The sequence below is a fragment of the Rhizobium sp. CB3171 genome (assembly GCF_029714265.1).
Lineage (GTDB): Bacteria > Pseudomonadota > Alphaproteobacteria > Rhizobiales > Rhizobiaceae > Rhizobium.
This window is the reverse complement of sequence record NZ_CP121652.1, coordinates 2,542,910-2,564,021: the sequence shown is the minus strand read 5'-3', so window position 1 is coordinate 2,564,021 and position 21,112 is coordinate 2,542,910. Positions and strand designations below refer to the sequence as shown.

The 21,112-nt window shown below is 58.7% G+C and carries 19 protein-coding genes and 1 pseudogene; 14 read left to right on the top strand and 6 right to left on the bottom strand.

The features are described 5' to 3' along the window. Positions 1-224 precede the first annotated feature (224 nt). The 3 genes and pseudogenes from QA648_RS12530 to istB form a co-directional block, all read left to right on the top strand. Positions 225-1,286, top strand: coding sequence for a hypothetical protein (locus tag QA648_RS12530; protein ID WP_283047246.1), 1,062 nt, complete (start codon positions 225-227; stop codon positions 1,284-1,286). Between the two features lie 338 nt (positions 1,287-1,624). Beyond that, positions 1,625-3,154, top strand: a complete 1,530-nt coding sequence (gene istA, locus QA648_RS12525; RefSeq protein ID WP_283047244.1) for an IS21 family transposase — start codon at positions 1,625-1,627, stop codon at positions 3,152-3,154. Between the two features lie 48 nt (positions 3,155-3,202). Continuing rightward, positions 3,203-3,903: pseudogene (istB, locus tag QA648_RS12520) on the top strand (IS21-like element helper ATPase IstB); the annotation flags it as partial. A 27-nt stretch (positions 3,904-3,930) separates the two neighbouring features. On the opposite strand, the gene QA648_RS12515 reads toward istB, so the two are convergent. Together QA648_RS12515 and QA648_RS12510 are read right to left on the bottom strand one after the other, a co-directional pair. After that, a complete protein-coding gene (locus QA648_RS12515) occupies positions 3,931-4,869 on the bottom strand; it encodes a hypothetical protein (protein ID WP_283047241.1) in 939 nt (312 codons plus the stop codon). A gap of 765 nt (positions 4,870-5,634) precedes the next feature. Next, on the bottom strand, positions 5,635-6,015 hold the full coding sequence (locus QA648_RS12510) for a TM2 domain-containing protein (protein ID WP_283047239.1): 381 nt from the start codon (positions 6,013-6,015) through the stop codon (positions 5,635-5,637). A 55-nt stretch (positions 6,016-6,070) separates the two neighbouring features. On the opposite strand from QA648_RS12510, the gene QA648_RS12505 reads away from it, so the two are divergent. Together QA648_RS12505 and QA648_RS12500 are read left to right on the top strand one after the other, a co-directional pair. Continuing rightward, a complete protein-coding gene (locus QA648_RS12505; protein ID WP_283047237.1) occupies positions 6,071-6,319 on the top strand; it encodes a helix-turn-helix transcriptional regulator in 249 nt (82 codons plus the stop codon). 330 nt (positions 6,320-6,649) lie between these two features. Beyond that, positions 6,650-6,832 (top strand): hypothetical protein, encoded by a 183-nt coding sequence (locus QA648_RS12500; protein WP_283047235.1) that lies wholly within the window; start codon positions 6,650-6,652, stop codon positions 6,830-6,832. Positions 6,833-7,263: 431 nt separating this feature from the next. On the opposite strand, the gene QA648_RS12495 is transcribed toward QA648_RS12500, so the two are convergent. Next, positions 7,264-9,063, bottom strand: a complete 1,800-nt coding sequence (locus QA648_RS12495; protein ID WP_283047233.1) for a chloride channel protein — start codon at positions 9,061-9,063, stop codon at positions 7,264-7,266. A 118-nt stretch (positions 9,064-9,181) separates the two neighbouring features. Here QA648_RS12495 and QA648_RS12490 point away from each other — a divergent pair, with 118 nt between their 5' ends. Continuing rightward, positions 9,182-9,619 carry a helix-turn-helix domain-containing protein gene (locus QA648_RS12490; protein ID WP_283047232.1) on the top strand — a complete coding sequence of 146 codons (438 nt, stop codon included), beginning with the start codon at positions 9,182-9,184 and terminating at the stop codon, positions 9,617-9,619. Positions 9,620-9,661: 42 nt separating this feature from the next. Here the strand turns inward: QA648_RS12490 and QA648_RS12485 are convergent, their stop codons facing one another. Together QA648_RS12485 and QA648_RS12480 are read right to left on the bottom strand one after the other, a co-directional pair. Further along, positions 9,662-10,378, bottom strand: coding sequence for an SDR family oxidoreductase (locus QA648_RS12485; RefSeq protein ID WP_283047231.1), 717 nt, complete (start codon positions 10,376-10,378; stop codon positions 9,662-9,664). Positions 10,379-10,418: 40 nt separating this feature from the next. Beyond that, a complete protein-coding gene (locus QA648_RS12480) occupies positions 10,419-11,237 on the bottom strand; it encodes an SDR family NAD(P)-dependent oxidoreductase (RefSeq protein WP_283047229.1) in 819 nt (272 codons plus the stop codon). 101 nt (positions 11,238-11,338) lie between these two features. Here QA648_RS12480 and QA648_RS12475 point away from each other — a divergent pair, with 101 nt between their 5' ends. Then, a complete protein-coding gene (locus QA648_RS12475; protein WP_104824166.1) occupies positions 11,339-12,196 on the top strand; it encodes a helix-turn-helix transcriptional regulator in 858 nt (285 codons plus the stop codon). A gap of 27 nt (positions 12,197-12,223) precedes the next feature. Here the strand turns inward: QA648_RS12475 and QA648_RS12470 are convergent, their stop codons facing one another. Beyond that, positions 12,224-12,547: a helix-turn-helix domain-containing protein gene (locus tag QA648_RS12470; protein ID WP_104824165.1), complete on the bottom strand. Its 324-nt coding sequence runs from the start codon at positions 12,545-12,547 to the stop codon at positions 12,224-12,226. Between the two features lie 73 nt (positions 12,548-12,620). Between QA648_RS12470 and QA648_RS12465 the strand changes: the two genes are divergently transcribed. The 7 genes from QA648_RS12465 (at position 12,621) to QA648_RS12435 (ending at position 20,950) form a co-directional block, all read left to right on the top strand. After that, complete coding sequence (locus QA648_RS12465) at positions 12,621-13,103, top strand: SRPBCC domain-containing protein (RefSeq protein WP_283047228.1); 483 nt, start codon at positions 12,621-12,623, stop codon at positions 13,101-13,103. Between the two features lie 454 nt (positions 13,104-13,557). Then, the gene (mprF, locus tag QA648_RS12460; RefSeq protein WP_283047227.1) at positions 13,558-16,167 is read left to right on the top strand and encodes a bifunctional lysylphosphatidylglycerol flippase/synthetase MprF; all 2,610 of its coding nucleotides are present in this window, start codon (positions 13,558-13,560) and stop codon (positions 16,165-16,167) included. Next, complete coding sequence (locus QA648_RS12455) at positions 16,164-17,561, top strand: AcvB/VirJ family lysyl-phosphatidylglycerol hydrolase (RefSeq protein WP_283047226.1); 1,398 nt, start codon at positions 16,164-16,166, stop codon at positions 17,559-17,561. The genes mprF and QA648_RS12455 overlap by 4 nt, the downstream gene beginning before the upstream one ends. Positions 17,562-17,840: 279 nt before the next feature. Beyond that, entirely contained in the window at positions 17,841-18,461 is a 621-nt protein-coding gene (locus QA648_RS12450; protein WP_283051321.1) for an HAD-IA family hydrolase, read from the top strand. Positions 18,462-18,566: 105 nt separating this feature from the next. Then, positions 18,567-19,154 (top strand): 5-formyltetrahydrofolate cyclo-ligase, encoded by a 588-nt coding sequence (locus QA648_RS12445; RefSeq protein WP_283047224.1) that lies wholly within the window; start codon positions 18,567-18,569, stop codon positions 19,152-19,154. A 3-nt stretch (positions 19,155-19,157) separates the two neighbouring features. Continuing rightward, positions 19,158-19,982: a YmdB family metallophosphoesterase gene (locus tag QA648_RS12440; protein ID WP_104824160.1), complete on the top strand. Its 825-nt coding sequence runs from the start codon at positions 19,158-19,160 to the stop codon at positions 19,980-19,982. A 125-nt stretch (positions 19,983-20,107) separates the two neighbouring features. After that, a complete protein-coding gene (locus QA648_RS12435; protein ID WP_283047222.1) occupies positions 20,108-20,950 on the top strand; it encodes an MBL fold metallo-hydrolase in 843 nt (280 codons plus the stop codon). Positions 20,951-21,112: the final 162 nt, after the last annotated feature.

The following is a 21,112-nucleotide window of genomic DNA, read 5'->3' as shown; positions in this document are numbered from 1 at the left end:
TCGTCAGGGTTTACCCAAGCGAGACGGAAGACGCGAGAATAGACGGCTCAATCATTGCAGCCGAACAAGGGCAGGGTGTTGGTCATCGCTGTTGGAGAGGCAACCTGACTACGAGCGTCGGAGCAGACAGCCGCAAGACCAATTCTCGACGTCTGCGCGAAATGGTTCAGCAACATCTGATCACCTATGATTGAGACTTACCTTGACTTTAGGATTTGAACAAAATGATTTTGACGAACGAAGCCGGATTGTCACTCAACGCAAAGGTTGAGATTAACGAGCTAGGAATAGTCCTTCACAGCCGCAGCGGCACGAGTCGAAACCGCGACTATCGGGCAGCACTCGAATTGATAATGGAGCGTCTGGATAACGCCGACGTTGATTTCGAAATTTATCGGGACAGCAACCGTGTCCAAGACGAACCTCTCCCTGACCGCCGACTTTCTTTTGATAAGCAGGCGCCAATTGCAAGGCGGTTTGATCTCATTGTACAGGCGATGAATGAGGGGACCTCTAGCCACGGAGCGTGGCGGCGTTTGCTTATTGCGACACCGGGTGTAAACCCGCAAAGCCTGCCCTCCATTGTCGGAGCCAAAGAGGCTAAAGGTGCGTCCCGCTTGCCATCTATCGAGCTGCGCAAGGTTCACCGTGAACACATTGAGCGTGCTGTAGAGTTCCTATTGAACGGAGGCGACGCGCCCAATTTCTCCCCCTCCCGTGATTATGACGCCATGACTGCCGATGGCAAACCGCTTGCACCAAAGAAAGTTTTCGGTCTCGCCCTTCAGGAGGCGCTTGGCATCGAAGCGTTTCCGGCGCATTTCAGCTCGGGATGGGGGCAAGTCAGTTTCGACTTATTAGAAGAAGCTGGTTTATGGATAGTGCCGAAAGTTGTTGACGCTGTCCGAAGACCAAAAGCAAAATCGTCGAAAACCCAAGCAGAACTCAAGCGCTTTATACCGACAGAGGAAGAGAAAGCGTGGATCGAGGGTAATCCTAAAATCGTATCGCATCTTGTCCGCGAACGACAACCGGGTTTGGCGAAGCAGAAACGCGAGGAGTTCCTGTCGAAGCATGGACGGCTTTTCTGTGAAGACTGCCGGCTCGATCCAGTGGAGCGATATGGAAAAGATGCGGGAACCGCCTGCATAGAAGTTCATCATCATCGCACGCATGTTGCGGAGATGCAGCCGGGGCATGTATCCGTCACGGATGACTTAAAATGCCTTTGCGCTAACTGCCACCGTGTCTTGCATCGAAAGCTTACGTTGGGGCTTTCTGCATAGGGAACTCGCAATATAGTCCAGCCTCGCTTCCAACGAGGCATTGACTTCCGGAGAGGCGATTCGATTTCAGGCTGAAACACAGCGTAGCAGCTTTTCGCTGGGTATCAGCACTATGTCTTATGGATGAAGCGGTGAGGGCAACCTTATGCAAATTCCGAGGCAATCCGCCCCCTGATTCCGAAATGATGTCGCCCCCCAATTCCGAGAAATAGTCGCCCCCTTGTTCCGAGATGATGCCGCCCCCTTGGAGGCGTCTGGCAAGGGTGGGTCTGCAGGTGTGAAGTTTCTTCCTTCGACGTTGACGAGGAAGGAACGGGATGCCAGCGGAGAGATTGGAGATGCGGCGTGTCCGCGAGATACTGAGATATCGTTTTGAGCAAGGACTTGGGCACAAGTCGATTGCGGTGCGGGTTGGAACTGCGCCCTCGACGGTGCGCGAGACGCTACGGCGTGCGGCGGTAGCCGGGCTGTCGTGGCCTCTCGGCGACGACGTCAACGATACAGTCCTGGAGGCAACGCTTTACAAGGCGGCCGGGACGAAGATTGGGCACCGTCGCGCTCCTGAGCCGGAGTGGGCACAGGTCCATCGCGAGCTGAAGCGCAAGCATATGACGCTGCAGATCCTCTGGGACGAATACATCAGCCGTCATCCGGATGGTTATCGCTATAGTCGCTACTGCGACCTCTACCGGGGCTGGGCTCTGAAGCTGCCGGTGACGATGCGGCAGGATCATATGGCCGGCGACAAGCTGTTCGTCGATTATGCCGGCGACACGGTCACGGTGATTGTCGATCGGTTGTCCGGCAAGACCCGACAAGCCCATCTGTTCGTGGCGGTTCTGGGCGCGTCGAGCCTTTCATATGCACATGCCCGGTGGAGCGAGACGCTTCCCGACTGGATCGAATGCCATATCCAGGCGCTGGAGTTCTTCGGCGGTGCGCCAGCCTTGCTGGTTCCCGACAATGCCAAGGTGGCGATCATCAAGGCGTGCCACTTCGATCCCCAAGTCAATCGGACCTATTGTGCGATGGCAACCCACTATGGCAGCGCCGTCCTGCCGACGCGGCCACGCCGTCCTCGCGACAAGGCGAAAGTAGAGGCTGCGGTTCGTATCGTCGAGCGCTGGCTGCTGGGCCGCCTTCGCCACCGCACCTTCCACAGCCTGGCCGAGGTCAATGCGGCGATTGCCGACTTGCTATATGATTTGAACGACAGGCGTGTCCTGCGCCGGGTTGGCGTCACGCGCCGCCAATTGTTCGAAGAGCTCGACCGGCCCGCTTTAAGGCCATTGCCTGTGGAACGCTATGTCTTTGCGGAATGGCGTATCCGGCGTGCCGGGCTGGATTACCACGTCGAGATCGAGCGGCACTATTACTCCGTTCCCTATCGCTTCGCTCGCGAGCAGGTCGAGGCGCGCATCACCGCCAATACGATCGAGATCTTCCACAAAGGCGAGCGAATAGCCGCCCATCGCCGCTCCAGCGGCAATGGCAAACACACGACGATTCCCGATCACATGCCCTCAGCCCATCGCCGCTTTGCCGACTGGACGATCGAACGCATTCAACGCGAGGCCTCTTCCATCGGGCCGGAGGTGGCGTTGCTGTGCGAGAAGATCCTCGCCGACAGGCCGCACCCGGAGCAGGGCTTTCGAGCCTGCATGGGAATTATCCGCCTGAACAAAAGCTTTGGCCGCGACAGAGTGAACGCTGCTTGCAGCCGTGCACTGGAGATCGGGGCCCGGACCTACGGTTCGGTGCGCTCCATCCTCGACAATCATCTTGATCGAACGGCTTCCACCAATGGACCGGCTTCGCATGAACCGATCCATCACGAAAACATCCGCGGACCTCGCTATTACCACTAAGGAGAACGAAGAAGGCTTGCGCATCCAACACTCGATAAACTCAATTCCATGGGCTGGCCGGCATGGCAAAGGCCTTCGGGGAGCTCGTCACCAACGGCGAAGCCGAACATCTCTCGCACGCCGAGTGGCTAGGACTGCTGCTCGAACGGGAGTGGAGTTCCCGCTACGATCGTAAGCTTGCCGCACGCCTCAGGTTTGCCAAGCTTCGCCACCAGGCCACCCCGGAAGATGTCGACTATCGCAGCGAGCGCGGCCTTGATCGCGCGCTCTTCATGAAGCTGCTCGGCGGCGACTGGATCAACGCTCATGACAATCTGGCCATTTGCGGACCCTCGGGTGTCGGAAAAAGCTGGTTAGCCTGCGCTCTCGGCCACAAGGCTTGCCGAGACGATCGCTCCGTTCTCTATCAGCGTGTCCCAAGGCTATTTGCCCAGCTTGCGCTCGCTCGGGGCGATGGCAGGTATGCCCGGCTGCAGCGGACTTTGGGCCATGTTCAAGTCCTGATCCTAGATGACTGGGGCCTCGAACCGCTCAACGAACAAGCCCGGCACGACCTCCTCGAAATCCTCGAAGATCGCTACGGCCGCCGATCAACCATCATCACCAGCCAACTTCCCGTATCGGCATGGCATGGCGTCATAGGAGACCCGACTTACGCCGATGCCATACTGGATCGCCTCGTTCACAACGCTCATCGCATCGAATTGAGCGGCGATAGCCTACGCCGAAACCTGCCCCGAAAAGCTTGACACCCTGCCTAAATGAACTGACAACAATCATCGCCTGCAGACCCCACTAAAAAGGGGCGAGATCATCCCGGAATCAAGGGGCGCAATCATCTCGGAACAAAGGGGCGGCTTCATCGGAATCGGCAACCTTACGAAGATCCCGTCTCTCACAGGATCGTACGACCACTTGGAGGCTCGTCTTTCAAACTCTTCGTCACGCTCTTCGAGGCTAATACCTCGCCTCTTCGGAGCCAACCACAGGTCCGAAGGACGGCGTGCCCATCGGAATTGCAGGTCATCAAGCTTCAATACGTAGTCAAGCTTGTTGGACTGCGAGTCACGAAACCATGCAGCAAGTGTCTTAGGCAGAGAAGTGCACATCACCTGCGCTGCTGTTATATTCTCAAGCACATCACGTGCACTTAATTCTTGCCGCATCACCGAATACCCAAGATCAGCAAAGTCTTTGAACGGCGCGGAAATGTCGACAGCGACTGCATCTTTCGCTTCCGCTTCTGTCAGATAGAGTTCTACTAATTCGTAGCGGCGCATCAGGTCGGAGCCTGAATTTAATAAAGCACGGGCATCTGCTAGAAGTTCGGGTCTGTTTGGGTCGGGAAACTCCGTCGGTCCAGAAAGAAGGATAGCCCAAGGATTGTTATCGCGCGGTGGCCCCGGGTGGCTCACGTCGAAGTCGGTGTTGTAAATGAAGTTGGCGTTTGCGAAGAAATGCGAATTGATGGATTCAACATTGTCGCAAGCAATTCGCAGTGCCGTTAGAAGTCCCGCGACCTCGGTGTTGCGATTAGCCGCTTTAAGCGATCGTTCAGAGATTTCAGCCTGCTTTATCGACTGCTGGTAACTTCCGTAGGACACGCATGTTGCAACTACCGCAGCGGCGGCGCTCGTTACGGTTGTGAATGGAATGACCCACTCTGCAAATGACTTGCTTTTACCATTGCGAGCTTTTCTTGAGCGCCTAATCATGTCTATCCGTCAGATCGATACGGCTCCATAGCTAACCGATTCTCACCAGTAAGACGCGTAAGAAAATAATCGCGGACCTTCGCGTCAAGGTTTTTTGCCGATCTCATCCTTGATCGTGTCTATCTGAAGGGCGCGCAGATTATCGTCAATGATGCCGTCGCCTTTGAGACATTCGATCCCAATGATGACTTTGACAATTTCATCAAGCTCATTGATGCTGCGTGAGCACGCCCAGACTGGCTATTCTTCGTCTCGCCAAGCGTGGGTAACAAGTGCGCCGACAACGCAAGCAAAAATCAATGTCAATGCGTACACGAGATACTTCGGGTCAATCCCAAACCAATTATAGATGAACAAAAAGAGGCTTAAAACCAGTGCTAATATTATGATATTTTTCATAAAAATTCCATTCAAGCAACTCCGAATATTGCCTTGGTTGCACGCGCGCTAGCTGAGAACGTGCCAAACATACTTCGCTTACTTCTATTTTTGATTGTATATTGTGGGCTGGCAACAGCGCCTCGTGTTAGCGGGATGCGATATGGTCGGACGCACCTACCTAAATTTTCAGGCAAGGCTCTTGGACGTTGAAGCGCAGAGTGCGAACCATCCTTGAGATGGCCCCCGAACATGAACAAGGTCTAATCAGCTATACGCGATGGATTGAATGCTTCGTTCGAAGCCGCCAAGCGTTGTATCAATTGCGGCAACACCAGCAACCGAAAGAACTTGAGCAATTGGGCTCTCAAAAATTTACGGGAATTGTCATTTAGAAGCCGGCTCTTCCGCCACAGCTTGTGCAGTCGCGGGAAGCCCAATTTGAATATTGAAAACTGGTGCAACGGCGTTTGAATTGGTGTTTGTGTTGACGCCCGCACCGGCTTTGAGCCCGTTCAGGATATTCGTTTGTCGCACCATCGATCCAAGAAAGAACAGGTCGAACAATGTGCCAAAGCCGATCAACCCAAACGTAAAAAGCCATAGAAGCCCGGTCCAAGTCCGCCCCAGATAAAAGCGGTGAAGCCCACAAATTCCAATCGCCCAAAACGCCCACAACAAGAATGCTGTCAGCCCCTTCTTTTCCATCAACGTCTCCAAAGCAAGCTCATCTTTAAATTCAGAATGTCTAATATGGAATTTTTCCATATTTGGTATGTACCTATACTTGGTTAGCCCGGTCAACAGGACGGGGCGCCGGATCGTGGAAAAAACTATTGGATCAAGGGGACACAAGGCGCTCGTGGAATTAATCTGTCAAAAGCGCAAGGCGGCAGGCCTTAAGCAAGAAGACCTCGCCATTGTCCTACATGAGACGCAGCCATGGGTCGCTCATTTGGAAAGTGGGCAACGACGTATCGACGTTATCGAGTTTGTGAAGTTGGCAAACGCCATTGGATTTGACGCGGTGGAAGAACTGGAAAAGCTTATTCCGACGATTCTGAAGCCATAGCTGCCATACAGCGGCAGTATATCAAGAGCTGACGCCATTTGGTGTCGAGAACAGGCGACGGCGTATCGACGTGATCGGGTATATTGCTTTAGCTGAAGCAATCGGCTTTGATGCTGGTGATGCGTTGCGCCTCTTGATCTACGACATACGCCACTCACGGACCTGACGAAATCTGCATGCTTCGGAGGACGCGTCGCGCAACGTTCGGCTGTATGCGTCGTTCTGACACCGCCACCCCCCACAATCCAAGCTTTTTGGCTTCAATTGAAAATCACACTGAACATCGAAAGAACCGATAGAGGCGTTCGCGTCGTCGCGGCTGGCGACTACGTGGACATTATCGAAACGACATTCGTCCCACGTGAGCGCATCGGCAGGTTCGTTGCCGATCTGATCCTCGACCGTGTTTATCTGAGAGGCGCGCAGGTCACCATCAACGGTGCCATAGCCTTCGAAGCATTCGATGCAGACGGTGACTTCGACGCCTTTGTTCAGTTCATCGATGCCGCGTGAGACAGGATACAAAAATAGAACCGGCAATATTACTGTGAACATCGACAGCCAGCGGAACACTTCTGCTGCCCTCTGCAGAAAAAGCAGCTCAAATCGAGTGGAAATTTTGACACCGAGTGTTACACTGCCCGTCAGTTAACCGGAGCCGCAAGCGGAGAAAGATTAGAGAAGAACGTCTAGGTTGAACTTGTTTTTAGTTCATTTTCTAACGTTAAAACAAAGAGTTGAACCACGGGGCCATACTCGATCCAAAGGGAGCTGTCCCTGACCAGGCTCGTGGGCCTGGACACACGGCGCCCACCTACGTTTGTAGGCGCCCAGGATCGTAAACATCCATCGGTCGTCGTGGATCGCTCTTCCTTTCCTGACTTTGCAAAGAAAGGCAGCGTTGCGGGATTGTTGTTGCCCCGCTGACGCCGTTCCTCCTCCTCTTAACGTTTCGCGCCGAGATAGGCACCGCGCTCGAATTCCGAGCGGTTGGCGGCGCTGCGTAGGCGCAACAGGTCCTTGCGGGCGATGAGACCGACAAGGATACCGGTCCGTTCGTCGACAACGGGAACACGGCCGGTATCGGCATGGATCATGATATCGGCGACGCGGCCAACCGTGTCTTCAGGATGAGCGACCGGAATGGACGTGTCCGAGATCAAGTCATAGAGCGTCTGACCGGCGAGATCGGGCTCATTCTGCCATCGTAGCGCATCCGCGCGCGAGATCATGCCGACCAAGCGGCCATCGGCCTGGACAACGGGATAGAAGCGATGGGCATCCGGCTGTTCGGTCAATTGCGCCAATGCCTCTGCGACCGGCATGGTGGCGGGAAGCGTATTCACCTTCGCAATCATGATGTCGGCAGCGCGGGTCAATTCGAACGGATCGATGCCATATTCGCGGGTGATGTGCTGGCCGCGGCGCGCGATCTTTTCCGTCAGGATCGACCGCTTCAACAGCAACACGGTGACCGCATAAGCGGCGACGGTGGCGGCAAGCAGCGGCACGAGCGCATGCATGTCGCCGGTCAATTCAATGGCGAAGAAGGTGCCGGTCAGCGGCGCGCGCATCGTGCCGCCCATCATCGCGGCCATGCCGAGCAGCGCCCAAAAGCCGGGATCTCCGGGCAGAACGAGGCCGACAAGCCAACCGAGCGTGCCGCCGAGGATGAGCAGCGGCGCAAGCACGCCGCCCGACGTTCCCGATGACAATGCCACCAGCCAGATGCCCGCCTTGACCAGGAGAATGGCGACCACCGCAACCGCGACGACATGGTCGTTCAGCAGGTCGGAGATGATATCATAGCCGACGCCGAGCGCGCGCGGCTCGATCAGTCCGCCGAGGCCGACAACGAGGCCGCCGAGGGCGGGCCACCACATCCAGTGAATGGGGAGTTTCTCGAAGGCGTCTTCGATGCGGTAGAGCAGCGTCGTCAAGAGGCCGGATTGCAGGCCGGACACGATGCCGAGGCCGGCGGCCAGCAGGATGCTCCACCAGTTGAGCGCCATGTCGAAATGGGCCGGGAAAAGCGGGCGGCTGCCGATCAGCAGGGGCCGCCAGGTGATGGAGACGCAGGATGCGATCACGACCGGAATGAAGCTGCGCGGCTTCCATTCGAACAGCAGCAATTCGACGGCGAGCATGACGGCGGCGATGGGCGAGCCGAAGATCGCGGTCATGCCGGCGGCGGCACCTGCGACCAGCAGCGTCTTGCGCTCGGCGGCGCTCAGATGAAAGAACTGTGCGAACAGCGACCCGATGGCGCCGCCGGTCATGATGATCGGCCCTTCAGCGCCGAACGGGCCGCCCGTGCCGATCGAGATGGCGGAAGAGAGCGGCTTCAGGACCGCCACTTTCGGCGACATTCGGCTGCCGCCGATCAAGATCGCCTCGATTGCCTCCGGAATGCCGTGGCCGCGGATCTTTTCCGAACCGTAGCGTGCCATGAGGCCGATGACGAGGCCGCCGATGATGGGCGCGGCCACCATCCAGGGGGAGCGCGCGACGGTGCCCAGCGACAGCGGTTCGACGCTGATCTTGAACAGCCAGACCGCGTTGGTGACGAGCGCAATGAGGTTGATCAGCGCCCAGGCCGACAGGGCGCCGCCCGTGCCCACGACCAACGCCATGGCCGCAAGCACTAGTACGCGCTTGTCCGTTGTAAAATCCCCATTGTCTTTCCGCGAAGCGCCACCCGAGAAATCATGGGCGGGCCGATGATGTACGTTGATATCCTGCATGGAATGCTTTCTGTGCTAAAGCGCGGCGGCAAACTGGCCGAAACTGCAATGGCAATTATATCGTAATGCGATATAAATCAACGGCTGAAAACAGAATGTATTTGTGAGGAAGATGGGATTGGCGCGGGAATTGGATGAGACGCTATCGCAGGCGGACTACGAGGCTCTGGCGACACTGCGCTATACGCTGCGGAAATTCATGGATTTCAGCACCTCCGCAGCCCATCAGGAGGGACTGCCGCCGCAGCAGCATCAGGCGCTGCTGGCGATCAAGGGCAATCCACAGAGCGAGACGATGACCATCGGCATGTTGGCGGAACGCCTGCTGATCGCGCCGCATACGGCGACTGAATTGGTCGGCCGGCTGATCGATGCCGGCTATGTCACCCGCCATCCCGATCCGGCTGACAAACGCCGGCAAACGCTGCAGCTGACGGAAAAATCGGAAGAGATACTGCGCCGGCTGACGGCCATTCACCTCAGGGAGATCCGGGACATGGCGCCGGAACTCATCGATATCCTGACGCATCTGCAGGCGGATGTCGGCGGCAAATGAAGAGGCCATTGCCGTAGATGATCGGCAATGGCGCGGTCGCAGTTATTGACCGAGACGGATGCCTCCGTCGCAGATCAGCGTGTGGCCGGTGGTGAAACCGCTGCCGATCAGGAAGGCGATGGCTTCGGCGATCTCTTGCGGCCGGCCGACGCGTCCGACCGGCGTGCGTGCGGCGAAGCTTGTAAAGGCCGGCGCCTTCTGTTCCTCGCCGAGGAAATCCCACCAGGGCGTGTCGACGACGCCGGGCGAGATGCAGTTCACCCGGATTGGCTTCAGCTCGACGGCAAGAACTGGCGCAAGGGCAGCGATGGCGGCGTTGACGGCTGCAAGCCCTGCTGTTCCCGGCAAGGCTGCCTGTGCCGAGACAGCGGAGACGAAGGTGATGCTGCCTTCTTTCGAGAGATAGGGAAGACAAGCCTGGGCGCAGGCAAAATGTGCCATCGTCTTCTGGTCGAAACCCTTCTTGAGATCGGCAAGGTCGACGGTTGCGAAGGGGCCACCGCCATTGCCGCCGCCGAGTGCCAGGACGAGATGATCCAAAGGCCCGATCGCCTGGAAAATCTTGGCAAGACCGGTGAGGTCGGCGGCGTCCATGGCGATTGTGGCGACATCGCCACCGAGGCTTTGTGCCGCCGCCTGGAGCTTTGTCTCATCGCGACCCGTGATCGTCACTCGATATTCTTTTTCGAGAAGATGGGCGGCGGTCGCAAGGCCAATGCCGGACGAGCCGCCAATGATGACGGTGTGTTGGGATGACATGGTTGTCTCCTTGTTGGATGGCGAAGATGGAGAGGTCTGTTCAGGCGAGACCTGTGAGCTCGTCGCTGAGACTGCGCAGCCGCTTGCGCGCGGCCGCGTCATAGGCCTGGGCATCGGCGCGGGAAGGGCGCTGCCCGTCGTAGTAGAGGCCGGTGCGTCCTTCGAGGTCGGCGCCCGCAACCAGATTGAGAATGGCGTCGGCGCCCTGATCGACTGTGCTCATGGGTGACACGCCGGCCTGGCGCACCATGGTGGTGTCCATGTAGGTCGCGGGGTGCAGGCAATTGACGGTGATACCAGAGCCCGCCAATTCCTCGGCGAGATCGAAAGTAAACATGATCTGCGCCAGCTTGCTCTGGCAATAGGCGCGCACGCCGCTATAGCCGTGCGTCAGCATGACATCGGAGAAGTCGATCGGCTGTTGACCAACCGAGGAAACATTGACGATGCGGGCGAGGCTGCTCGCCTTCAACAGCGGCAGCAGGCAGCGTGTCAGCAGGAAGCCGGCAAGATAGTTCACCGCAAAGCGCAGTTCGTGCCCGTCGCGGCTGACCTGACGTCCCGCATCGCCGCCGCCGGTGCCGATGCCGGCATTGTTGACCAGAATGTTGAGGCGCTCATGATCGCGCTTGATAGCGTCGGCCAGGGCACGGACCTCATCCAGCGATGAAAGATCGGCGGGATAAAAGGTGGCTTTTCCGCCCGCGCCGCGAATGCTGGAAAGCAGGCTTGCAGCGCGTGCCTTGTCGCGCCCATGCAACAGCACCATGGCGCCGGACGCAGCGAGCCTTTCGGCAACCCGGCGGCCAACGCCATCGGTCGAGCCGGTGATGAGGATCGTCTTGTCGCTCATGTCCATCGCAATCACCTCTATTTTGTACATGCGGTGATATTTGGCAGTTTGCGAAAGCGACAAACAGTTCCGGTTTTATCCTAGTATTCATCCTGCTATGATGAGCGATGACCATCAATCAAAACCAAACTATTCTGGACGCCAGGCGCCGCGAGTTCGGTGCTTTCCTGCGCTCCCGCCGCGAGAAGCTGACGCCGGCAAGCGTCGGTCTGCCGGATGGATTTCGCCGGCGGACGCCGGGGTTGCGGCGCGAAGAGGTAGCGCTGCTCGCCGGAGTCGGGGCCACCTGGTACACCTGGCTGGAGCAGGGGCGGGATGTGCGTGCCTCGGCGGAAGTGCTGTCGGCGCTTGCCGATGCGTTGCGGCTCGATCCGGCGGAACGACGGCATCTCTTCACCTTGAGCGATCGGCCATCAACAGAAGTTCCCTCGCGTGGTCCGGAAGAGGTGCCTGAATCGCTGCGACGGATGCTCGCGAGCCTCACTGGGCAACCCGCCTATGTCCTCGGCCGGCGCTGGGATGTGCTTGCCTGGAACCCGGCGGCGGTGGCTCTTTTCGGCGATTACGGCTTGTTGCAGGGCGACGCGCGCAATAGCGTCCATCGGGTGTTCACCGATCCCGCGCATCGTGTGCTATTGGTCGATTGGGAGATCGTAGCGGCAAATTCGCTCGCCATGTTCCGTGCTGATAGCGCCCGCTACGCCGGCGATCCCGATTTCGAACGGCTGATCGCCACGTTGACGCAGACAAGCCCGGAATTTCGCGCCTGGTGGCCGAGACAGGAAGTGCTGCGGCCGCTCGCAGGCTGCAAGCGATTGCGCCATCCCCAAGGTGGGCTGATGACGTTCGAATATACCGCGCTTGCCGTCATCGACCGGCCGGATATGAAGCTCGTTGTCTATACGCCCCTGGAGGAGGACGGGACCGGCGGGAAACTGAAAACACTCCTGGGCGCGAAAACCTGATTGCGGTTCATACCACCGCATAGGGCCTCAGCCCTCCAGATCGCTTTTTAGCCGGTCAAGGATCGACAAGGCGTGGCCGGCATAGGCGCTGATCCAACGGTCGTGAATCTGCTTGATCGGCAGGCTGTTGAGATGGTTCCAGCGCTCCCGGCCTTCCTTCTTGGCGATCACCAGATCGGCCTCCTCCAGCACCTTCAGATGCTGCATCACCGTGCAACGGTCCATATCCGCAAAGGTCTCGCAGAGCATGCCGGTCGTCCTCGGGGCTTCCTTGAGCAAGTCGAGGATTTCGCGTCGGCGACGGTGCGCCAGGGCTTTGAAAATGAGGTCGCTATCCGATTCGCTTGACATGTTATGTTTTTATAACATAAAATCCCTGGTCGCAATGGAAAAGCAACCACACTCGGAAAGCGGAGGAGAAGTCATGACCTTGAATGTTCGTATTTCGGGACGCATCGGCCGCAAAGTGGATGAGGTCTTCGATGCCGTTGTCAATCCGAAGAAGCTCTCGAGCTATTTCACCACCGTCGGCGGTGCCAGCGCGCCGCTCGTGGCGGGGACGACCGTGATCTGGTGGAAGAACGCGCCGGTCGAGGTCAACGAGGTGGAAACCGACCGGCGTATCGTCTTTCATTGGGATGGTGGTACCGGCGAAGACGGCGCGCGCTACAGGACGAAAGTTGAGATGACGTTCGAACCGCTCGACGACGGCGGCACCTTGGTAACGATCGAGGAATCCGGCTGGCGTGAGGACGCAGCCGGCCGACGTGGCACCTATCTGAACTGCGAGGGCTGGACGCAGATGCTCTGCTGCATGAAGGCCTTCGTCGAATACGGCATCAATCTGCGCGAGGGTTTCTTCCTGAGTGAAATGCGCGGCGAGCCAGCGGAAGCGCCGGATCGGTAAAGTGGCGGCAGCGCTCATGCGCCGCAATCAGACATTCTTCTCGGCGGCGCGTGCCGCCAGAAGCAGCGCTGACCTGACGCCAGGTACGACGGTTGTCGCGTCGACCTGCAGATCACCATTTTTCTGGCAACCAAATTGGCGGATGTCGCCAAAAGATGTGACCTGGCCAGAATTTCCTGATAGAGGGCTGCGTTGATCGCAGGCCACACAGTTCACTTTTCTGTGTGGAAAAGCTCAAAATCCGGGTGAATGACAAATTCCTTTAAATAATAACAGATTCATTGCTGGCGGAACGGGTCCTGCGCCAAAATTGCCCAAATTCAGAATGATGGGAGCGCTCGAGAAAAAGAGCCCGTCGAAAGAAGTGCTGGCGGTAACACACACAGACGCAGATTGCCGTTACTGCATATCCGAGCAAACGGGACCGGCGAAAGCCATTTCAAACAGGTAGAGCATGTCGACCCCAATCGATCTGGAAAAAGCCGATGAGGACCTAGAGACGCGCGGCGGCATAAGTGGGTTCTTGAACCGCAATCGCACGCTGATTGTCGCTATCCTTACCGTCGCCGTCTTCGGTATCGCTGCCTATGCGATCTTCGATCTGACGAACGAGGTGCGCTATGACGATGTCGTGCACGCGCTGGCGACGACGAAAGTCTCATCCATCGTGCTTGCCCTGTTCTTCACGGGTCTCAGTTTCTTTTCGCTGATCTTTTATGATCAGAACGCGCTGGAATATATCGGCAAGCGGCTGCCGTTCCCGCATGTGGCGCTGACCTCCTTCAGCGCCTATGCCGTCGGCAATACCGCCGGCTTCGGCGCGCTCAGTGCCGGCGCCATCCGCTATCGGGCCTATACCCGGCTCGGCCTGTCCCCGGACGACATTACCCGCGTTATCGCCTTCGTGACGCTGGCCTTCGGCCTTGGCCTTGCCGCGGTCGGCGCCATCGCGCTGCTGATCATCGCCGACGAGATCGGCCCGCTGATCAATGTCGACGGCCTTTGGCTGCGCCTGATTGCCGGTGCCATCATCGCTGCGCTTGCCTTCGTTATCATCGTTGGCCGCAATGGTCGCGAGGTGCGGATCGGGCCGATCGCCATTCGCCTGCCGGATTCGCTGACCTGGTCGCGGCAATTCCTGGTGACCGCGGTCGACATCGCCGCTTCCGCCTCCGTACTCTATGTCTTGCTCCCGGATTCGGCCATCGGCTGGCCGGGCTTCTTTGCCATCTACGCCATCGCCGTCGGCCTCGGTGTGCTGAGCCACGTTCCGGCCGGCTTCGGCGTTTTCGAGACGATCATCATCGCCTGGCTCGGCAGCTCCGTGAACGCCGACGCCGTTCTCGGTTCGCTGGTTCTCTACCGCGTCATCTACAACGTGATCCCGCTGGCGATCGCGATCCTTGCGGTCTCGGCGGCGGAACTGCGACGTTTTGTGGACCACCCGGCCGCCTCGAGCATGAGGCGTATCGGTGGCCGGCTGATGCCGCAGTTGCTGTCGACCTTCGCGCTTTTGCTCGGCATGATGCTGGTATTTTCGAGCGTGACGCCGACGCCGGACAGGAACCTGGAATTTCTTTCCAGTTTTCTGCCGCTGTCACTTGTCGAAAGCGCGCATTTTATCTCCAGCCTTCTCGGTTTGGCGATGATCGTTGCCGCCCGTGGCCTCGGCCAACGTCTCGATGGTGCCTGGTGGGTTTCGATCATCTCGGCGGTTTTTGCGCTGTTGTTCTCGCTGCTGAAGGCCATCGCAGTGGTCGAGGCTGCGCTGCTCGCCTTCCTCGTTTTCGGCCTTATCGTCAGCCGCCGATTGTTCACGCGCCCGGCTTCGCTGCTCAATCAAGCCCTGACCGGGGGGTGGCTGACAGCAATCGCTGTGATCTGCATCGGCGCCGTCGTCATCCTGTTTTTCGTCTATCGCGACGTCGAATACAGCAACCAGCTCTGGTGGCAGTTCGAATTCACCGAAGAAGCGCCGCGCGGACTTCGCGCCGTGCTCGGTATCTCCATCGTCTCGTCGGCGATCGCGATCTTCAGCCTGCTGCGCCCGGCGACCGCGCGCCTGGAGCCGGTTTCCGACCATGCCGTCGAACGGGCCGTTGAAATCGTTCGCAAGCAAGGCATTGCCGACGCCAATCTCGTGCGCATGGGCGACAAAAGCATCATGTTCTCCGAAAAGGGCGACGCCTTCATCATGTATGGCAAGCAGGGCCGTTCCTGGATCGCCCTGTTCGATCCGATCGGGCCGCGGCACGCGCTTCCCGAGCTGGTCTGGCGCTTCGTCGAAACCGCCCGTTCGGCCGGCTGCCGTTCGGTCTTCTATCAGATATCGCCGATGCTTTTGTCCTATTGCGCCGATGCGGGTTTGCGTGCTTTCAAGCTCGGCGAACTGGCGGTGGTCAACCTTTCCAATTTCGAGCTGAAGGGCGGCAAATGGGCCAATCTTCGCCAGACGGCGAGCCGCGCTGTGCGTGACGGACTAGAATTTGCCGTTATCGAGCCGCAGCATGTGCCCGATGTCATCGATCAGCTTGCCGAGGTTTCGGAATCATGGCTTGCCGATCACAACGCCAAGGAAAAGGGTTTTTCGCTCGGCGCTTTCGATCCCGACTACGTGGTGTCGCAGCCGGTTGGCGTGTTGAAAAAGGATGGTAAGATCGTTGCTTTCGCTAACATCCTGATGACGGAGACCAAGGAGGAGGGGTCCGTCGATCTGATGCGCTTTTCACCCGATGCGCCGAAGGGATCGATGGATTTTCTGTTCGTGCAGATCCTCGAGTATCTGAAGCAGCAGGGCTTCCAGCGCTTCAACCTTGGCATGGCGCCGCTATCAGGCATGTCGAGACGGGAATCGGCGCCGGTTTGGGACAGGGTCGGCGGAACCGTCTTCGAACACGGCGAGCGCTACTATAATTTCAAAGGGCTTCGTGCCTTCAAATCCAAATTTCATCCCGAATGGCAGCCTCGTTACCTGGCCGTTTCGGGAGGTGTCAGTCCAATGATCGCGTTGATGGATGCCACATTCCTCATCGGGGGCGGACTTAAGGGGGTCGTGAGGAAATGATCTTGAAATACGCAATGTCATTGGCTTTCGCATTCATGTTGACAACGGGCCTACTGGCATCAGGCGCGGCGAGAGCGGACGAGGACGATACCAAATACGATCTCGGCATGATCTCTCCGCCGCACATCATGCGTCCACAGGGCAAGGTGACGAGCGAGGTCGTGCTGATTTCCGACGCTGCCGGCTGGGGCGACAAGGAAAAGGGCGTCGCCGAAAAGCTCGTTGCCAACGGCACTCTGGTCATCGGTATCGATTACCCGTCCTTCCTGGCATCGCTCAATAAGTATGACGTCAATCAGAATGACGGCTGCATCTACATGGTCTCCGATCTGGAGTCGCTGAGCCAGCAGGTGCAGCGCTCTTTTGCCGACAGCACCTATCAATTGCCAGTCATCGCCGGTGTCGGCGCCGGCGCCGCCATGGCGCTGACCATCGCCGCGCAGACTCCGGACGCCACCGTTGCCGGCACACTCGCCGTCGATCCGACCTTCGGCATCGCGCTGAAGCAGGAGCTTTGCACGCCGGCCGAAAAGAAGACCGATGGCGACATGGTGTCCTTCGGCCTGCAAGATGGCGCGCTGCCGAACCCGATCCTTGCGACCTTCACCTCGAACGCGCCCAAGGATGGACGCGAACACGTCGAGGAGATCCAGAAGGAGCATCCTGATGTTCAGGTCACCGATTCCGACGAGGATGACACCTATGCGGCGCTGAGCGCCGGGCTGGTGGATCTGATGAAGACGATCGACAGCGAAAAGTCGCCGCTCGGTCTTCCGGTCGATGTCATGAACACCAAGCCGACGGAAGACACGCTGGCGATCGTCTATTCCGGCGACGGCGGCTGGCGCGATATCGACAAGGAAGTCGGCAGCTATCTGCAGGACCAGGGCATCCCGGTCGTCGGTGTCGATTCGCTGCATTACTTCTGGTCGGAGCGCGATCCACAGCAGACCGCCGACGATCTCGCCCGCATGATCCAGTACTATACCAAGCGCTTCAAGGTGAAGCATGTGGTGCTGATCGGCTATTCCTTCGGCGCCGACGTGCTGCCGGCGAGCTATAACCGGCTGAAGCAGCCGGACAAGGACAGGATCGTGCAGATGTCGCTGCTGTCGCTGTCGCGCAAGGTCGACTATGTGATCTCGGTCATGGGTTGGCTTGGCGCCGAAAGCGAAGGCAAGGGCGGCGATCCCCTCAGCGACCTGAAGTCGATCAATCCGAAGACGGTTCAATGCATCTACGGCAAGGATGACGACGAGGATGTCGCCTGCCCATCGCTGAAGGGCACGGGCGCCGAAGTCATCGCCATGGAAGGTGGCCATCATTTCGACGATGACTACGAGGCGCTGGCCAATCATATCATCGACGGCCTGAAGAGCCGGCTCGGCGAGTAATGTACCGATATGCGCGGCGGCCCGATCGTCGCGCATATCCGGCAATTGAGCTTCATGCCACGCGGAGCTCAGCGAGCGGAGCTTTTACCCGCCTGCCGCCCAGCATTCATTTGCTTCTAGCCGCCGCTATCGCTAGTCGGAGGAAGGACTACGCGAGTCAGACATGGCTTGTACCGACCGATCCCGCCAAAATGATCCCGCCAAACCGAAAGGGACTAAATCTTGTCCGTCGCATCGTCTCTCGCCTTCGATAAAAGCTATTCCGGATTCCTGTTCGATATGGACGGCACGATCATCAACTCGATCGCTGCCGCCGAGCGTGTCTGGGGCGATTGGGCGCGCAGCAAGGGGCTAGATGTCGCGGCATTCATGCCGACCATGCACGGTTCGCGCGGCGTCGATACGATCGGCCGCTTGAACCTGCCGGGTGTCGATCCGGTGGCGGAATCGCTGCTGATCATGGAAGCGGAAATCGCCGATGTCGAGGGCGTGGTGCCGCTCCCCGGCGCCATCGAATTCCTGGCCTCGCTGCCGCCGGAGCGCTGGGCGATCGTCACCTCCTCGCCGCATCGGCTGGCCCAGGCGCGCCTTGCCGCCGCCGGTGTTCCGGTCCCACGCTTCATCGTCACCGCCGAAGACGTCAAGATCGGCAAACCCGATCCGCAATGCTACATCCTCGGCGCCGAGCGTCTCGGTATGCGGCCGTCCGATTGCCTGGTCTTCGAAGATGTGATGGCCGGCATCAAGGCCGGCGAAACCGCGGGCGCCGACGTCATGGTGATTACGGCGACGCATTCCCATACTGTCGACACCAATCATTCGACGCTGCTGAACTACGAGAATGTTCGCGCCCATATCGATGATGATGGCCGGATTTCGGTGATGCGCAGGGACGGTTGACGTCCACCCGACCAGCATGCAATCACGGCATGTCGCTTTCACGCATTGCAATGGGCCGCCGGCTCATTATGTTTTCGTGATATTGTCGAACGCCGCGAAAGCCTGATGAACCCCAAAGAGCTGAAAACCCTATATCGCAACGAGCGCCTGGCAGCGCGTGACGCCATTCCTCCAGACGAGCGGATCGAGAAGGGGTTGGCGATGCTTGCGCATGCCGGCGATGCGATCGAGCTTCAGCCTGGAGAGATCGTGTCCGGCTTCCTGCCGATCCGGTCCGAAGTGGACATACGGCCGCTGATGGCGCGGCTGCGCGAGCGGGGTGCGCGGCTTTGCGTGCCGGTCATTCTCGATAAACGCACCATCGTCTTTCGCGAACTCGTTCCCGGCGCGGAGCTGGTTTCCAGTGGTTTCGGCACGGCGGGGCCTGGGCCAGAGGCTCCAGTGTTGGACCCGCATATCATGCTGGTGCCGCTTTCGGCTTTCGACAGCACCGGCCATCGTATTGGCTACGGCGCCGGCTACTATGATCGCGCCATTGATCATCTGCAGCAAAAAGGGCTGAATCCGCGGCTGATCGGCATTGCATTTGATTGCCAAGAAGTGCCATCAGTACCGGCTGAGCCGCATGATGTCCGTCTTGACGCGATTTTGACCGAGAGCGGCCTCAATTTCGTTTCCGTAGAGATTGGATAGGAAATGCGGCTGCTATTTTTAGGTGACATGGTCGGCAAGACCGGACGGGTTGCGGTATGGGATCGCCTGCCGGGCCTCATTTCCGATCTGAAGCTCGACTTCGTCATCGTCAACGGCGAGAACGCCGCCGGCGGCTTCGGCATCACCGAGGACATCTTTCTGGAAACGATCAATGCCGGCGCCGATGTGGTGACGACGGGTAATCACGTCTGGGATCAGAAGGAAGCGGTGGTGTTCTGTGGGCGCCACGACCAGTTTCTGCGCCCCGCCAATTATCCGGCCGGCACGCCCGGTCGCGGCTCCAGTATCTATTATGCCCGCAACGGCGCCCGGGTGCTCGTCGCCAACATCATGGGCCGCGTCTTCATGCATCCGGAGCTGGACGATCCTTTCAAGGCGGCGGAAGCGATCCTCGATGCCTGCCCGCTGAAAGAGCAGGCAGACGCCATCGTGTTCGATTTCCATGCGGAAGCGACAAGCGAAAAACAATGTTTCGGCCATTTCGTGGATGGCCGCGCCAGCTTTGTTGTCGGCACGCATACGCATGTGCCGACCGCGGACGCGCAGATCCTGAATGGCGGCACCGCCTACATGTCGGATGCCGGCATGTGCGGCGATTATGACTCGTCGCTCGGCATGGAGAAGGAAGAGCCGCTCAACCGCTTCATTTCGAAGATGCCGAAGGGCCGTTTCGAGGCTGCCTCCGGGCCGGCCACCATCTGCGGCGTCGGTGTCGAGATATCGGATGCGACGGGGCTTGCCGAAAAGATCGCGCCGCTCAGGATCGGGCCGCGCCTGGCGGAGACCATTCCAGAATTCTGGCGTTAGTTATTGTCTTGCCGTTGATCACGCGGCGGCGATGACGCGATTGTGAGCAATCCGATCGGATTGCCGCTGGACGCACCTCAGCTCATACCGCATCCTTCGCGGCTCTGTGGAGCTGAAGGGATGGCATGATGCTGCGATTTCCCGTCTTCGCTGTGATCTTCCTGCTGGCCGTGGCCGGTTGGAGTGCGGCAGACGCCCAGGAGAGACCGTCCCGCCCACACGTCAGCCAATGTCAGGCGATCGCGCAGTCGCTGCCGAAAGCGACATTCGCCAGCTTTTCCGGTTCAGCCCCGCTTCCGGCCAACGATCCCGTCGGCGGCGATGTAAAAATCACCTTCCTCGGTCATGCCACCCTCTTCATAGAGACACCCGGCGGTGTGTCGATCGCGACCGATTTCAGCGGCGCCTTTGTCCCGCCTTATACGCCGACCGTCGTGACGATGAACAAGGCGCATCCAAGCCATTACACGCTGACCCCGGATCCGGCGATCAAATATGTGCTGCACGGCTGGAGCGATACGCCCGGCGAGCCGGCGAAGATCAATCTGACTGTCGGCGATACGCTGATCCGCAACGTGGTGACCGATATTCGTGGATGGTCGGGAGGTGTCGAGGCGAACGGCAATTCGATCTTCATCTTCGAAGTGGCCGGGCTCTGCATCGGCCATCTTGGGCACCTGCATTTCGAGCTCAACGACAAGCAATATGCCGAAATCGGCCGGCTCGATGTCGTCATGGTGCCGGTCGATGGCGGCCTTACCATGGGCGCGGACAGCATGAGCCGGGTGGTGAAACGGCTGCGTTCGTCGCTCATTCTGCCAATGCATCGCTGGGGTCCGCCGATACAGCAATTCCTGGCGATGTTCGGCCCGGATTTCGACATCGCCTATGCGCCCACCGCAAGCACCACCGTTTCGCTGAAAACCCTGCCGCGCAAGCCGCTGATTTACGTGCTGAGGGGGCTTTGAGCCGATCAGCACGATGCCCGGGCGGCCCTCTCCCTCCGCCCGGGCACACCTTCGAAGGATATCGCTACCGGGCGCCCTGTCGTGGGCGTCCTTGCGGGCTTTTTGCTTGAATGAAAGCCACTTCGCTCTTATAAGGCGGCCCATTCCCAACAAAAGACGCGA